Source organism: Amphritea opalescens (genome assembly GCF_003957515.1).
Lineage (GTDB): Bacteria > Pseudomonadota > Gammaproteobacteria > Pseudomonadales > Balneatricaceae > Amphritea > Amphritea opalescens.
Genome location: NZ_RQXW01000007.1, coordinates 81,974 through 97,294, shown reverse-complemented (window position 1 = coordinate 97,294; position 15,321 = coordinate 81,974). Strand labels below are relative to the sequence as shown.

At 48.8% G+C, this 15,321-nt stretch carries 12 protein-coding genes; 9 read left to right on the top strand and 3 right to left on the bottom strand.

Annotation, left to right across the window (positions count from 1 at the left end; translation table 11 throughout):
* Positions 1-4 precede the first annotated feature (4 nt).
* Both gatA and gatB read left to right on the top strand, forming a co-directional pair.
* Complete coding sequence (gene gatA / locus EH243_RS09470; RefSeq protein ID WP_126158412.1) at positions 5-1,453, top strand: Asp-tRNA(Asn)/Glu-tRNA(Gln) amidotransferase subunit GatA; 1,449 nt, start codon at positions 5-7, stop codon at positions 1,451-1,453.
* Positions 1,454-1,537: 84 nt separating this feature from the next.
* Entirely contained in the window at positions 1,538-2,995 is a 1,458-nt protein-coding gene (gatB, locus tag EH243_RS09465) for an Asp-tRNA(Asn)/Glu-tRNA(Gln) amidotransferase subunit GatB (RefSeq protein ID WP_126158411.1), read from the top strand.
* Positions 2,996-3,059: 64 nt separating this feature from the next.
* On the opposite strand, the gene EH243_RS09460 is transcribed toward gatB, so the two are convergent.
* A complete protein-coding gene (locus tag EH243_RS09460) occupies positions 3,060-4,001 on the bottom strand; it encodes a LysR family transcriptional regulator (RefSeq protein ID WP_126158410.1) in 942 nt (313 codons plus the stop codon).
* A gap of 117 nt (positions 4,002-4,118) precedes the next feature.
* On the opposite strand from EH243_RS09460, the gene EH243_RS09455 reads away from it, so the two are divergent.
* Both EH243_RS09455 and msrA read left to right on the top strand, forming a co-directional pair.
* The gene (locus EH243_RS09455; protein WP_126158409.1) at positions 4,119-4,841 is read left to right on the top strand and encodes an SDR family oxidoreductase; all 723 of its coding nucleotides are present in this window, start codon (positions 4,119-4,121) and stop codon (positions 4,839-4,841) included.
* Between the two features lie 312 nt (positions 4,842-5,153).
* Positions 5,154-5,624, top strand: a complete 471-nt coding sequence (msrA, locus tag EH243_RS09450) for a peptide-methionine (S)-S-oxide reductase MsrA (protein ID WP_126158408.1) — start codon at positions 5,154-5,156, stop codon at positions 5,622-5,624.
* A 131-nt stretch (positions 5,625-5,755) separates the two neighbouring features.
* Here the strand turns inward: msrA and EH243_RS09445 are convergent, their stop codons facing one another.
* Complete coding sequence (locus EH243_RS09445; RefSeq protein WP_126158407.1) at positions 5,756-7,783, bottom strand: NADPH-dependent 2,4-dienoyl-CoA reductase; 2,028 nt, start codon at positions 7,781-7,783, stop codon at positions 5,756-5,758.
* Between the two features lie 163 nt (positions 7,784-7,946).
* Here EH243_RS09445 and EH243_RS09440 point away from each other — a divergent pair, with 163 nt between their 5' ends.
* Positions 7,947-8,567, top strand: coding sequence for a TetR/AcrR family transcriptional regulator (locus EH243_RS09440; protein WP_126158406.1), 621 nt, complete (start codon positions 7,947-7,949; stop codon positions 8,565-8,567).
* A gap of 21 nt (positions 8,568-8,588) precedes the next feature.
* Here EH243_RS09440 and EH243_RS09435 read toward each other — a convergent pair whose 3' ends face one another.
* Positions 8,589-9,512 carry a LysR family transcriptional regulator gene (locus EH243_RS09435; protein WP_126158405.1) on the bottom strand — a complete coding sequence of 308 codons (924 nt, stop codon included), beginning with the start codon at positions 9,510-9,512 and terminating at the stop codon, positions 8,589-8,591.
* Positions 9,513-9,626: 114 nt separating this feature from the next.
* On the opposite strand from EH243_RS09435, the gene EH243_RS09430 reads away from it, so the two are divergent.
* The 4 genes from EH243_RS09430 to EH243_RS09415 all read left to right on the top strand — a co-directional run bounded on the left by EH243_RS09430 (position 9,627) and on the right by EH243_RS09415 (position 15,278).
* On the top strand, positions 9,627-10,622 hold the full coding sequence (locus tag EH243_RS09430) for a TAXI family TRAP transporter solute-binding subunit (RefSeq protein WP_126158404.1): 996 nt from the start codon (positions 9,627-9,629) through the stop codon (positions 10,620-10,622).
* A 329-nt stretch (positions 10,623-10,951) separates the two neighbouring features.
* Positions 10,952-11,953: a TAXI family TRAP transporter solute-binding subunit gene (locus EH243_RS09425; RefSeq protein WP_241235038.1), complete on the top strand. Its 1,002-nt coding sequence runs from the start codon at positions 10,952-10,954 to the stop codon at positions 11,951-11,953.
* Positions 11,954-12,051: 98 nt separating this feature from the next.
* Positions 12,052-13,965: a TRAP transporter permease gene (locus EH243_RS09420; RefSeq protein WP_241235037.1), complete on the top strand. Its 1,914-nt coding sequence runs from the start codon at positions 12,052-12,054 to the stop codon at positions 13,963-13,965.
* Complete coding sequence (locus EH243_RS09415; protein ID WP_126158402.1) at positions 13,965-15,278, top strand: sulfatase family protein; 1,314 nt, start codon at positions 13,965-13,967, stop codon at positions 15,276-15,278. Before EH243_RS09420 ends, EH243_RS09415 begins: the two co-directional genes overlap by 1 nt.
* Positions 15,279-15,321 lie beyond the last annotated feature (43 nt).

Here is a 15,321-nt window from a genome sequence, read left to right as displayed (position 1 = left end):
CGTTATGTTAGACAAAACACTCGCCGAACTGGCGCAGGGGTTAGCAACTGGTGAATTCAGCAGTGTTGAGCTGACCCAGCACTACCTCGATCGGATCAATGCCGAAGATGGCACACTGAACAGCTTTATCACGGTTACCCCAGAGCAAGCACTGGCTCAGGCAGAAGCCGCCGACCAGCTGCGTGCCGCAGGCAGTGCCGGCACCTTTACCGGTTTGCCCATCGCCCATAAAGATATTTTCTGCACCCAGGGCGTACGCACCAGTTGCGGCTCGAAGATGCTTGATAATTTTGTTTCCCCCTATAACGCCACGGTGGTTGAGCACTTCAATCAAGCGGGCGCGGTTAGTTTGGGTAAAACCAACATGGATGAGTTCGCGATGGGCTCGTCCAACGAATCGAGCTTCTACGGCCCCGCCCGTAACCCTTGGAATACCGACTGCGTTCCTGGTGGCTCGTCCGGTGGTTCGGCAGCCGCGATCGCTGGCGGCCTAACCCCTGGGGCAACCGGTTCTGACACCGGCGGTTCCATTCGTCAGCCGGCGGCGCTATGTGGTATTACCGGTTTGAAACCCACCTACGGCCGGGTTTCTCGTTACGGCATGATCGCTTACGCCTCATCGCTAGATCAGGGCGGCCCGATGGCTCGCACGGCAGAAGACAACGCCATGATGCTGAATGTCATGGCGGGCTTCGACCCGAAAGATTCCACCAGCCTCGATCGCCCCGTACCCGATTACACCTTGACGCTGAATGATTCGCTCAAAGGGCTAAAAATCGGTTTGCCGAAAGAGTTTTTCTCCGGCGAGATCGATCCGCAAATTACCACGCAGGTACAAAACGCCATTCGTGAATTTGAAGCCCTCGGCGCTACAGTTCAAGAGGTCAGCCTGCCAAATACCCACTTGGCGATTCCGGCCTACTACATTATTGCTCCGGCAGAGGCATCCTCTAACCTATCCCGCTTTGATGGCGTGCGTTATGGTTACCGCTGTGAAGACCCGACTGACCTTGAAGACATGTATAAACGCAGCCGTGGCGAAGGCTTTGGCGAAGAAGTTAAGCGACGCATCATGGTCGGTACTTACGCGTTATCAGAAGGTTTTTATGATGCCTACTATAAAAAGGCTCTGCAGATTCGCCGCCTGATCCAACAGGATTATGTTAACGCGCTCTCAGAAGTCGATATCATTATGGGGCCAACCACACCGCACCCTGCGTTTAAACTGGGCGAAAAAAATGCCGACCCAATCTCAATGTATATGGAAGATATTTTCACCATATCGTTGAACCTCGCGGGTATGCCGGGCATTTCAGTGCCCTGTGGTTTTGCTAATCAATTACCAGTTGGCCTGCAGATGATCGGTAACTACTTTGCGGAAGAGCGACTCCTAAATGCCGCGCATCAGTTCCAGCAAGCCACCGATTGGCACAAACAGACGCCCGGCCAATAAACGGCTGGCCTAATGCGATACAGAATTTAACGCAGCAGCATGGCACTCAAACAGGTCAATTTGCTGCAATAAGAGGTTTACATAATGGAATGGGAAGCAGTCATCGGGCTTGAGATTCACGCCCAACTGGCGACTAAGTCCAAAATATTTTCCGGTGCTAGCACCGCTTTTGGGGCCGAGCCAAACACTCAAGCCTGCGCCGTCGATCTAGCATTGCCAGGCACCTTACCGGTATTTAACGGTGAAGCACTGCGCATGGCGGTTTTATTTGGCTTAGCGATCGACGCAGAGATCGGTTACACCTCGGTGTTTGACCGTAAAAACTACTTTTACCCTGATCTACCCAAGGGGTATCAAACCAGCCAGCTATTTCACCCAATCGTTGGCACCGGCTATGTAGATATCACCCTCGACGACGGCACCATCAAACGTGTCGGTGTTACCCGAGCTCACTTGGAAGAGGATGCGGGTAAATCACTGCATGAAGAGTTTCCAAACATGACCGGCATCGATCTTAACCGCGCGGGTACTCCGCTGCTAGAGATCGTCTCCGAGCCGGACATGCGCAGTGCCGAAGAAGCCGTTGCCTACGTGAAGAAAATTCATGCCATCGTTACCAACCTCGGTATCTGTGACGGCAATATGGCGGAAGGTTCTTTCCGTTGCGACTGTAACGTCTCCGTACGCTATAAGGGCGAAGAAGAGTTCGGTAACCGCACCGAAAGCAAAAACATCAACTCCTTCCGTTTTATTGAAAAAGCGATCAAGGGCGAGATTATCCGCCAGATCGATATTCTCGAAGACGGTGGCCATATCACGCAGGAAACCCGCCTGTATGATGCCAATAAAGATGAAACTCGCTCCATGCGAAGCAAGGAAGAAGCTAACGATTACCGTTACTTCCCCTGCCCTGACCTGCTGCCGATCGTTATCGATGACGACTACGTCAATCAGGTTCGCGCGACGCTGCCAGAGCTGCCCGACGCCCGTAAAGCTCGCTTCTTAGAGCAGTACAAACTGAGTGATTACGATGCGATGGTACTGTCCGCTTATCGTGATCTGAGCCATTACTTTGAAACCGTTGCCAACACCGCAGGCGATGCTAAACTCGCGGCTAACTGGGTAATGGGCGAACTATCCAAGCTTCTTAATCAGAATGATACCGATATTAAAGATTCACCGGTTTCAGCAGAACAGCTTGGCGGCCTGCTATTACGCATCAAAGACAACACCATTACCGGCAAAATAGCCAAGCAGGTGTTCGAAGCGATGTGGGCTGGCGAAGGCTCGGCGGATGAGGTTATCGAATCCAAAGGTTTGAAACAGGTAACCGATAGTGGCGCTATCGAATCGATGGTCGACGATGTCATCGCAGCCAATCAACCGCAAGTCGATCAGTATGTTAATGCTGAGCCTGACAAACGAGGTAAGATGATCGGATTCTTTATGGGTAAGGTGATGCAAGCATCACAGGGCAAAGCCAACCCCGGTCAGGTACAGGGTCTGTTAAAGCAGAAACTGGACGCATTAGCCGACGGCTAAAACAGCGACATCCCGACGACTCAAGCCAGTCGATGCACTCTGCACCGACTGGCTTTTTAATGTTTCAATCTTTTAACCTAAGCTCTGCCTCCAAGTGATCAACCCCTTGACTCAGCACTCGCTGATAACGCGCTTCAAATTGGTTTTTTAACCATTCGATCAACACTCTCACCCGGTGCAATTGATGGCGTAACGGTGGACATAACAGGGTCAACTGCGTGGATTCCGACCAATCAGGTAACACTTCGATCAACCGGCCATATTTTAAATCCGCCTGCACATAAACATCCGCTAGACGAGTAACCCCTAAGCCGGCCAATGCAGCCTGTCGCATCACTCGGCCACTCGTCACTTTGATACCCTGCTCAACATGCACCGTTCTGCGCTCGCTCCCCCGACTCAATGTCCAATGATCCACACTGCCGCAGATTAAGGTGAGCGTTTTCAAATCCTCCGGACGCTCTATAACATGATTCCCACGCAGATAGTCCGGACTGGCAACATAACGCGTCGTCACCCGATGCAGCTTACTCGCCATCAGACTGGAGTCCTGCAACTCACCCATCCGCATCACCAGATCGTAATGATTGGCGATCAAATCCACCTGCACACTGGAAAAATCCAGATCCACACAGATACCGGGGTGCTGTCGCTGAAAATCAATCACCAGTGGCGCTAACAGCTCTTCGCCGATCAGTCCGCCCACCGCATTCATACGAATCACGCCTTTCAGCTCGTCCGTCGATTGACTCGCCCACTCCGCCGCAGCATCCAACTGCTGCATCGCCAATTTACAGCGTTCATAGTACCCCTGACCAATCTCCGTCAGTCGTAGCTGCCTCGTTGTGCGATATAACAACTGCACACTCAATACCGCTTCCAACTCTGAGACCAGCTGGCTCAGGTGGGCCTTAGAAAAACCAGAAACCTCAGCCGCCGCCGTAAAACCGCCCGACTCTGCTACATAGATAAAGGCACGTATACCGCGCCACGAGACATTGTTCATATATGCCAAACAATTATTTCAGATTAAAGGTATTTATCACCCTAATACAGAGGACTATTATCTGCAACATCGATTCACTTCAATGCCTTTTTGGCGTTTAACATCCGAGATAAAACAATGACTCTACCACTTATCGTAATCACCGGCGCTAGCTCCGGTATTGGCGCAGCCATGGCACAACAGTTTTCAGCGGCAGGACATCCATTACTGCTCGTCGCCCGCCGTATAGACAAGCTGCAAGCCCTACAACTACCTAATACCCTATGCCGTCAGGTCGATGTGACTGATGCCGCAGCGCTACGCACAGCCATCCAAGAAGCAGAAGGGATACATGGCCCTGTCGACTGCCTGATCAATAACGCCGGCGTAATGCTGCTGGGTCAAATCGATACACAGGACCCTATAGAATGGCAACGGATGTATGAGTTGAATGTTCTCGCCGTGCTGAACAGCATGCAGGCGGTACTCAGTGATATGAAAGCCCGCCGCAGCGGCACTATTATCAATATCAGTTCGATTGCCGGTAAAAAATCATTCCCAAATCATGCCGCTTATGTCGGCAGTAAGTTCGCTGTTTCCGCCATCAGTGAGAACGTGCGTGAAGAGGTTGCCGATCACAACGTCCGCATCATGACGATCTGCCCAGGTGCGGTAGAGACTGAACTCCTGAGTCACACCACATCACAGGAGATTATTGATAACTATGAGGATTGGAAAGAATCCATGGGCGGAATATTAGCCGCCGATGATATCGCCCGTACGGCCATGTTTATGTATTCGCAGCCGCAAAACATCAATATTCGCGATGTGCTGATCACCGCCACCCGTCAACAAGCTTAAGCATGGTTGTCGCGGCAAATCTTTAAGCGTTAATCAGCCCGCCGACCTAAGCCCCCGCACACCGCGGGGGCAATAAGTTGATTTAACGGCAAAAGAACCTAAAACCCGCCACCACTGATGCTATTACCGGCTGAAACGCAGCTAGTATCAACATCTTCAGCATAATCGCTCACCGCAAACGACACGGCACCACCCCCTCATAAAAAAGCCAGCCCGATAAAACATCGACAAATATATGAGAAAAGTGATCCAAAACGGTTAAAAAACGTCTAATATCCACTTAGTTATTGGTTTTTTTACAGGAGTCACAGTATGCCAACCGCAACATTTGCAGCAGGATGCTTTTGGGGAGTAGAAGCTCGCTTCGCCAACACTCCCGGAGTCACCTCTACCGCTGTAGGCTACATGGGTGGACATACACAAAATCCCACCTATGAAGAGATCTGCAACAAAACCACCGGCCATGCCGAAGTGGTGCAACTAGAATTTGATGAACAGGCTGTCAGCTATGACACCCTCTTAGATATCTTCTGGCAGATGCATGACCCAACCACCCTAAACCGCCAGGGCCCTGACATCGGCGACCAATACCGTTCAGAAATTTTTTACCATAATGATCAACAACGCATTATGGCTGAACAAAGTAAGGTCGTGCTAGATAAGAGCGGCATCTTCGGTAATCCCATTGTGACAGAGATCACACCGGCCGCTGAGTTTTGGCGGGCTGAGGAATATCATCAACAATATAATGCCAAGCATGGCCGCGGTGGCTGCTCCATCTGAGTATTAACGCTCCCGCTGGGTAAACCCCATGCACATATGAAAGCCAACAAAAAAGCCGTCGATATCACTATCGACGGCTTTTTAGTTTAGCGACTAACGACACCGCCCGAACGTTTGAAACACAGTGAGCCTCACAACTGCGCGGCTAGACGCGTGCCTTGATCGATAGCTCGTTTAGCATCCAACTCAGTCGCCAAATCAGCCCCACCAATCAGATGAAACGGTTTATTCAAACCTTCGGTAAGCTCCCTTAATGGCTCTTGCCCCGCACAGAGAATTATATTATCCACCGCTAGCAGCCGCTCTTCACCATTAATCGTTAGATGTAAGCCAGCATCATCGATACGCTGATATTCACAGCCCGCAAGCATCTCTACGTGGCGCTTCTGCAAACCTAAACGATGCGCCCAACCGGTCGTTTTACCCAAACCACCACCGACTTTCGAGGCTTTACGTTGTAACAGATAGACCTGTCGAGCGGCAGGTTCAGGTGCGGGGGTCACACCTTCAACACCGCCACGGGAGGACATCGTCATATCGATACCCCAATCACGCATAAAGGCGGGAATATCCTGGCTTGTTGACGGCCCCTGATGGGTCAGATATTCGCTAATATCAAAGCCAATACCACCGGCACCGATCACGGCGACCGATTGGCCGACCTTCGCACCACGAATAAGATCCAGATAACCCATCACTTTCGGATGATCGACACCCTCAATCGCAGGTACCCGGGGGATAATACCCGTCGCAATAATCACCTCGTCAAAATCACTCTGCTGTAGCTCATCAACACTCACGCGGTGGGATAGCTTTAAGTTAACCCCATCCAGCTCTATGCGGCGGCGATAATAACGCAGCGTCTCATTAAACTCCTCTTTACCCGGAATTTTTCTAGCGATATTGAACTGCCCGCCGATCTCATCGGCCGAATCAAACAGGGTCACCTCATGGCCTCGCTGAGCCGCCGTTGTTGCAAATGCCAAACCTGCAGGACCTGCGCCAATCACGGCCAATTTTTTCACCTGCTCGGCGGGCGTTATAATGAGCTCCGTTTCATGGCAGGCACGGGGGTTAACCAAACAACTGGTCAGCTTGCCAACAAAAATATGATCCAAACACGCCTGATTGCAACCAATACAGGTATTGATCTCATCACTGCGCCCTTCTGCCGCTTTACGGACAAACTCAGGATCTGCTAAAAATGGCCGTGCCATCGAGACCATATCCGCATCGCCACGGGCTAATACCTGTTCGGCAACCTCAGGCATATTAATCCGGTTAGACGCGATCACCGGCACCGATAATGCCTGACGCACTTTAGCGGTCGCCCAGGTAAACGCCGCTCGAGGCACTTTCGTCGCGATGGTGGGAATACGTGCTTCATGCCAACCGATCCCAGAATTGATAATGGTCGCCCCTGCTTTCTCGATCGCCTTACCTAGAGTAACAACTTCATCAAAACTACTACCGCCTTCCACCAGATCTAACATTGATAAGCGGTAGATAATAATAAAATGGGGGCCGACCCGTTCTCGCACTCGCTTCACGACTTCGATGGCAAAACGGATACGGTTATCATATTCACCACCCCAATCATCCTCTCGCTGATTCGTGCGGCGGGCGATAAATTGATTAATAAAATAGCCTTCTGAACCCATCACCTCAACGCCGTCATAACCGGCATCTTGCGCCAACCCAGCGCAGTGGACAAAATCCTCTATCTGCTGTTCGATCTCATCGACGGTGACTTCATGGGGGGGAAAGGGATTAATAGGTGCTTTGACCGCCGAGGGTGCGATCAATTTAGGGTTGTAAGCATAGCGACCCGTATGCAGAATTTGCATGCAGATTTTGCCATCTTCAGCATGCACCGCTTCGGTTATAATTCGATGGTTTTTAACATCTTGTTCGGTGGCCATCATCGCCCCACCAGCCACGACGCCGCCTTCCTGATTAGGAGCAATACCACCGGTCACAATTAAACCCACACCCCCTCGAACACGTTCGGCATAAAATGCAGCCATCCGCTCAAAACCACCGGGTTTCTCTTCCAAACCGATATGCATTGAGCCCATCAATATCCGATTTTTCAACGTCGTGAACCCCAAATCTAAGGGGGTAAACAAATGGGGGTAATGTTGGTTGGTACGGCTCATCTCAGGCTCCTGAATATTCTTATTTTCTGATCATGCAACTAATACAATAGCACCAACATCAACACGGGAAATGGCACCGATCAATGTCAGACAACACAAACTAGACAGCGTCAAGATAGAACGATATTTTGACACTGTCAAGATTGATTGATAAATTGCCCAGATGAAACAGACCGATGCTCACAATACCCGCCACTACCATCACGGCGACCTGTACCCAACACTGCTACATGCTGCGACCGATATCATCTCAGAGGGCGGCAGTGAGAGCTTATCTATGCGCAAACTAGCCGACCGCGTGGGCGTCTCGCGTACCGCCCCCTATCATCACTTTAAAGATAAAAATGCGTTGCTTTGCGCCATTGCCGAGCAGGGCTTTAAAAATGTCGAAAGACTGCTTGAAGAGGTCAGGGTCCGGGAAAAAACCGAGTCGTTAAGCGTCATATTCACTGAATACTTCCACCACTACATCAAACTGGCCTACCAAAATAGGGAACAATACGATCTGATGTTTGGTCGAGAGATTTGGCGACATGGCTCTCCCACTGAGAGTCTGCAAACAATATCGCGGCAACACTTTAAAAGCTGGCTAAACTGGATTGAGCGCCTATCTGAACAAGACGTTATCCGCACCGATGACTCACCCCTCAGAACCGCACAGGTCTGCTGGGCCACACTGCATGGACTTTGCCGGCTATTAAATGATGGCATCTATACCGAACAGAGCCAGTTAGATGAGATAGCGAATGCCGCCGTTGAGATGATGCTTAAAAAACCTCATTGATACAGTTAAATAAACCAGTTCTTAAGCTGTTTTTGCTTCAATAAAGCGTACAAAGTCTGCCATAGCCTCCTGGAAGGAGAGAAATATTGGACTATCCAATATTTCTTCCCGCACCCATAGGTAAAGATAGCGATTTACTTTAATTGTCAGATCCAGTTTTAACTCGACAAAATCCCCGAATGACGCTGGTAAAACGGCCATAGGAATACGTGGTAATACTGCTAAATAACGCCCACGCGCCAACATGGTTGCCAATATAGCCGCATCATTACCAAAGGCTATTTTTGTCCTAATCTCTTTTAAACCAGCTGTCATCAACAACTCTAATACCTGATTTTCAAAGGTCGTGGTTAAGCCAAGACTGAGCCAATCAGACGCCTCTAAATCTTCAATATTAACCGTTTTCTTTTGTGCCAAAGGATGACTCTTTTCGCAAAAGATCCCAATATGATCTTCCATCACCAGTTGACGTTGAACCCCTTGAATAAAACGATCATCGGTCGTGGGTGCCAGCATAATATCAAAGCGGCCTTCGGACATTTGTGGCAATGTGATAGCAGGTGAACCACAGGTAACAGTACACACTGAAGTCGGATGCGCTTGGGTCAGACGCTCAAGAATATCAGGCATGACACCAAGCCCTAATAATGGCCCAGTTGCTATTCTAAACTCTGATTGAACCCCCAGTTTCTGGTGCGCTACCTGTTCCTGCGCCAAATACAAACTTTGAATAATCGATCGCCCTTCCCTAGCCAATACCTCGCCAAAAGGAGTGCTTTTTACACCATATCGACTTCTCAATAACAGCGGTGTGCCCGCTTGCATTTCTAGGGTTGCCATTGCTCGGGTCAATGTTGGCTGTGCCACCAGCAATTCATGCGATGCGGCAGTGATAGAACCTTTATCAATAATAGTCGCAAGATAAGTTAGGTGCTTAGGATTCATAGGTTTAAGTATTCAATTATGATTGATTGGAGCAATAAATAATCATTTTACTACGTAAACAATCTACCGTAACCTATCTGCTAAATTTAAAACAACAATAATTCGGTAACTTCTATGTCTAACTCCACTCAATGGCTCCGCAACAGCCTATGTGCTGCAACCTTGATCGGCTCTATGCTCGCCACTACCGCCCAAGCAGAACAAGTTTCAATGGAGTCTGCCAGCCCCAATAGTTTGCTGGGAATGATTCCACAAGCGATGGCGCGTCACTGGGCCGATAATGATATTGAGCTGCAATTATCGCTAAACCAGACGCTGACGAAGTCACTGCTTAAAGTCGCCGCAGGCAAATTGGATCTAGCGGTCGCTCCACCTCTCGCATATAACGCAATGACAAAGAATGCAGGCCCTTATAAAAAAATGGGTGATAAGGCTAGTGCGCTGGCGGCCAATGTTCGCTCTCTATTTGGCTTACCTGGCGGTACCTATCATGCAATAACCTGGGCCGATGATAATATCAAAGATTGGCCTGAGGCCGTAGGTAAGCGTGTGTATATAGGCCCACCAGCTGGTGCGGCGAATACACAAGTAATCGCTCTAGCCACAAAAGGAGGTCTGATAGAGGGAACCTATGATCCTATTAAAGCGCCTTGGGGAGCTGCTACACAAAGCTTCCAAGATGGACAGTTCGATGTCTATGTTGGTAATACCAGTATTGGTTCACAATCTCTTGCTGAATTAAGCCTGTCTCACGACATTCGCTTACTCAGTTTAGCCGATAAAAGCCAAACACCAGATCCCAGCCTAGGACTCCAATTGGTTGTTATTCCACCTAACACCTACCCAGGTCAGGTTAACAAATCCCCCGTTATTAGCTGGCAAACCGTCATGATGATGGTTGCACATAAAGACTTCTCGGAAGAGACCGCCTATAAACTAACGAAGACCTTCTTGGAAAATCGAGCAATAGTCGCCAAAAGTAATTCAATGCTTTCACAGCTTTCCGATATTGACCCCTTTGCTGGTGTTAATGCACCACTTCACCCTGGAGCAGTGCGCTATTACCAAGAAGCCGGTATAGCGATTCCAGCTAGACTGCTGGCGCAATGAACGCTAAGTGATTAACTATACGGCAGCGGCTAACCTAGTAATAAAAAGCCGCTGCTCTTAATCGTTCTTCACTGCAATACCTAAACGAGCCTTCATGCCACTAAGCTTCTCAATAATTGTCTAGTACGACTAGTGAAATACCTGGCTGTGGGTATAAATGACTCTCATATATGCTCAACTAATTGTCGCCTAAAACCCACTAAAAAAGATTTGAGGCTCACTAGATATTCATATTTGATCGATTGGAATGACAAGTAATCATTTTACTATCTTCATCACCTATCGTAACCTTCAGTCAGCTTAATAAAATAATAAAACGGTAAATAATGATGTCTCTTTCGAATAAATGGCTAAAAAACAACCTATGCTCTACAGCCATCATGGGTGTACTAATTACCTTCTCAGCTTCCTCCTATGCTAAAGAAGTGTCCATGGAGTCTGCCGTTGCCAATAGCGTGCTGGGTATGATTCCTCAATCAATGGCTACCTATTGGGCCAAAGATGGTATCGACCTCCAACTTTCTCTAAATCAAACATTGACTAAATCCTTGCTGAAAGTCGCCGCAGGAAAGCTAGATTCAGCGCTAGTTCCACCTCTTGCCTTCGATGCACTAAAAAAAGGTGTGGGCCCTTATAAAAAAATGGGGAATAAAGCCACTCAACTCGCCTCAAACGTACGCACCCTTTTCGGCGTGCCCGGTAGCCTATTCCAGGCAGTAACATGGGCCGATGACGACATTAAGAATTGGTCTGACGCTGCAGGAAAACGCGTCTTTATTGGCCCACCATCCAGTGCGGCTAACAAACAAATCATGGCGTTAGCAACAGCAGGCGGCCTTACTGAGGGCTCATATGACCCCATCAAAGCTCCTTGGGGTGCGGCCACTCAAAGCTTCCAAGATGGGCAGTTTGATGTATACGTTGGCGCCTTCGGGTTTGCTTCACAATCATTAGCTGAATTAAGTCTGTCGCATAAGATTCGTATTCTTAGCCTAGCCAGTGAAAATCAAGAGCCTCCTGCCGAGCTGGGATTACAAATCGCTATCATTCCCCCTAATACCTATCCCGGTCAGGTCAATGAATCTCCAGCCATCACTTGGCAGACATTGATGATGATGGCGGTACATAAAGACTTTTCCGAAGAAACCGCATATCAATTGACCAAGACTTACTTTGAGAACCGTGCAGCCGTTGCTAAAACTAATGCGATGCTGACTCAGTTACCTACGATCGATCATCTTGCGGGCGTCAATGCTCCGCTACACCCTGGGGCCCTGCGTTACTTCAAAGAAATTGGCGTATCTGTTCCCGATAATCTTTTACCTCAATAATCACCACCTCAACAGCCATATAAGCAGGGACCTCCCCCTGCTTTACGGAGTTTTCTATGCATTCCTCATCAAAATCATCTTTTGATCCACTATTCTGGATGAGTTCAATTCTCTGCCTTATGGTAACGCTCTACGGTCTTGCCAATATCATGCCGGCCATTGGAGACTTTAGATTAGGACCATTTCCAATGGTTTTCTTCAGAGCCACCTTCTTTGGCCTCTGTATATTGGTAGTGACCCTAGGTATTTTGCAAAACTACCGTAAAGGAAAAGCTAATGGCTGGCTGGCCTTAACCAGCGTGGTGTTAGCCGTTGCGTTAGTGGTTTGCTGCGTCTCGTTTTATAACATTAGTATCATGCTCGATGATGGCATGTTCCTATTTGACAATGAGCAAATGTGGATCGCTCTGATCGCAGCCAGCGGCTCTTTATTTTATTGCTGGCGTATTTGGGGTGCCCCCGTGGCGCTGCTTGGTATCGTAGGCATCCTTTATATGGCCACTGGCCATTGGTGGCCAGGACCACTAAAGACTATCAACACCGGTGTCGCCGAGACACTCGCACAAAACCTACTGTATAGCCTCGACAGCGGAATACTAGGCAGCACCTTTAGTATTGTTATCACCACCGTATTCCCTTTTATTATTTTGGGCTCAGTGCTCGAAAGTGTCGGGGCCGGCAATTCCATGATACGAATTGCCTTCTCACTCATGAAAGGAACAGCAGGTGGGCCAGCGCATGCCGCCGTACTCTCTTCAGGGTTATTTGGAACCGTCTCAGGAAGTGCCGTAGGAAACGTTGTAGGCACAGGAGTTGTTACCATCCCCATGATCACCAAGCGAGGTTTTTCACCAAACTTCGCCGGCGCAGTAGAAGCCGCAGCCTCTACCGGCGGTCAAATTATGCCTCCGATTATGGGCGCTGCAGCTCTAGTCATGGCCGATTTTGTGGGTGTTAGTTATCTCACGGTTATTATTGCCGTACTTGTTCCAGCCATTGCATATTATGGCAGCCTCTTTGCCATGATTATTTTTGAATCCCGAAAACTTGGTATTAAAGCCAATGATGAAATTGCAGGCATAGAGCAGCCTACCCGCCAAGATTACCTAAACCTATTATTAATTTTCTTACCAATAGGTCTGATCGTTGCTTTACTGATTTATGGGCTGTCACCATCTGGAGCATCCATATCAGCATTGGCGTTGCTGTTCCCTTTAAGTTTAATCAATCCAGCGGTACGGGCTAAACCGATTAAACTACTCCAAAGCCTATGCGATGGCGGTAAGACTTTTTCAGGCTTATTAATGGCGATCGCAGCCGTTAGCATCGTTATCTCAGCATTATCCGCTACCGGCGTACCCGTTAAGTTCGGCATATTACTTACCAGTTTTGTGACAGACTCGCTACTCGTTTCACTGCTACTGGCCGCCTTCTGTTGCATTGTATTAGGTATGGGAATGCCAACTTTACCAGCCTATGTGACTGTCGCAACCATCGCGATACCGGCAATGGAACAACTCGGTCTAGCGCCCCTAACAGCTCATATGTTTGTTTTCTTTATCGCCATTGGCTCTGCGATTACACCACCCGTTGCCATTGCCGCCTTTGCTGCAGCTAGTATCTCTGGTGGCGGCCCCATCGGAACATCAGTACAGGCTTCAAAAGTCGGCATTATGATTTTCATTATTCCGTTCACCTTCGCATTCAACCCACTACTTTTGACCGTCGGTGCAGCTGGCGTCGAATTCGATCTGCTGAGCTGGAGCTGGCTCCTCATCAAACTTGCCATCGGTATTGCGCTAACAGCCACCGCTCTGAGTGGTTTCCATGCGCATAAACTACGTCACTACGAAATTGCTGCCCGCTTAGCTGCAGCCATTATGTTATTCGCACCGGGTGCGCTATGGGATCAACTGGGCATGGGATTGGCCCTTGTTCTTTGGTTTTGGCACCTACGTAACGATTTGAAATTTATGCCCCGAACTAAGCGTATTGAAAAAGGATCAGTCTAATGACAAATATTATCTACATTGTTGCCGATGATCTCGGCTATGCCGATTTAGGCTGCTATGGCGGCCGTGAGGCACAATTCGGGCAGGTATCTCCGAATATCGATAAAATGGCCACAGAGGGAATGTTGTTTCTCGATGGGTATGCGAACTCACCTGTATGCTCACCCACCCGGTTTGCACTGATGAGCATGGCCTATCAATACCGCTTACGAGGCGCCCTAGAAGAGCCCATCAACACCAAGTCAAAAGGCAGTGATGTGTTAGGTTTACCACCGCATATTCCAACTCTGCCAGGGCAACTTCAAAAAGCCGGTTATTACACTGGGTTGATGGGCAAGTGGCACCTCGGCTACCCACCTCACTTCGGCCCACGATCCTCTGGTTATGACGAATTCTTTGGCATTATGGCCGGCGCTGCCGATTACTTTAGCCATAAGAGCGGCTATGGTGATCACGATCTTTGGATCAATGAAGAAGAGCATCGAGAAATCGGCTACCTCACCGACCTTATTTCGGAACACTCGGTGGATTTTATTAACCGACGCGCAACAGATACCGAACAAAAGCCGTTCTTCTTGAGCGTCCATTACACGGCACCCCATTGGCCTTGGGAAAGCCGAGATGATGAAGAATTATCAAAAGAGATCTCCGCGCTTTATCATCTAGAAGGCGGTAATATTCATACCTATCGTAAGATGATTCACCACATGGATGAAGGTATCGGCAAGATCATGGATACCTTAGAACAACATGGCCTGACGGAAGATACCCTAATTGTCTTTACCAGTGACAATGGCGGTGAGCGTTTCTCCGATAACTGGCCCTTAGTCGGCGGTAAAATGGACCTAACCGAAGGCGGTATTCGAGTGCCATGGATCGCACGTTGGCCAAAAGGCATCAAAGCCGGTACCACGAGCATGCAACACTGTATGACAATGGACTGGTCTCGCACCCTACTGGAAGTGGGTCAAGGTGAGTTTGATCCCAACTACCCCGTTGATGGTGTTTCGCTACTACCTGTTATCACTGGCGAGGTCGAAGAATTTGAAAGACCACTCTACTGGCGCATGAATCATCGCGATCAACGCGCACTGCGCGTCGGTGAATTTAAATACCTAAAAGTCGATGAGCATGAATATCTTTTCAACATCAACAATGATGCCCGTGAACGCGCTAACCTGAAAAAGGTTTACCCGGAAAAACTGGAAGAGATGCGTAATCAATGGATGAGTTGGAATAAAACCATGCCAGCTATTCCCGAAGATGCAACCGTAAGTTTAGTATATAACACCGCAGACATGCCCCAACGCTGAGGTTATAAATTAAACTAATTTCAATATCTTAGATTTAAGTTTT

Excerpts from the sequence above, each read along its gene's own strand:
- EH243_RS09430 (WP_126158404.1), top strand. The coding sequence starts at position 9,627 with ATGTCTAACTCCACTCAATGGCTCCGCAACAGCCTATGTGCTGCAACC.
- EH243_RS09425 (WP_241235038.1), top strand. The coding sequence starts at position 10,952 with ATGTCTCTTTCGAATAAATGGCTAAAAAACAACCTATGCTCTACAGCC.
- gatB (WP_126158411.1), top strand. The coding sequence starts at position 1,538 with ATGGAATGGGAAGCAGTCATCGGGCTTGAGATTCACGCCCAACTGGCG.
- EH243_RS09455 (WP_126158409.1), top strand. The coding sequence starts at position 4,119 with ATGACTCTACCACTTATCGTAATCACCGGCGCTAGCTCCGGTATTGGC.
- EH243_RS09420 (WP_241235037.1), top strand. The coding sequence starts at position 12,052 with ATGAGTTCAATTCTCTGCCTTATGGTAACGCTCTACGGTCTTGCCAAT.
- EH243_RS09460 (WP_126158410.1), bottom strand. The coding sequence starts at position 4,001 with ATGAACAATGTCTCGTGGCGCGGTATACGTGCCTTTATCTATGTAGCA.
- EH243_RS09445 (WP_126158407.1), bottom strand. The coding sequence starts at position 7,783 with ATGAGCCGTACCAACCAACATTACCCCCATTTGTTTACCCCCTTAGAT.
- msrA (WP_126158408.1), top strand. The coding sequence starts at position 5,154 with ATGCCAACCGCAACATTTGCAGCAGGATGCTTTTGGGGAGTAGAAGCT.
- EH243_RS09435 (WP_126158405.1), bottom strand. The coding sequence starts at position 9,512 with ATGAATCCTAAGCACCTAACTTATCTTGCGACTATTATTGATAAAGGT.
- gatA (WP_126158412.1), top strand. The coding sequence starts at position 5 with ATGTTAGACAAAACACTCGCCGAACTGGCGCAGGGGTTAGCAACTGGT.
- EH243_RS09415 (WP_126158402.1), top strand. The coding sequence starts at position 13,965 with ATGACAAATATTATCTACATTGTTGCCGATGATCTCGGCTATGCCGAT.
- EH243_RS09440 (WP_126158406.1), top strand. The coding sequence starts at position 7,947 with ATGAAACAGACCGATGCTCACAATACCCGCCACTACCATCACGGCGAC.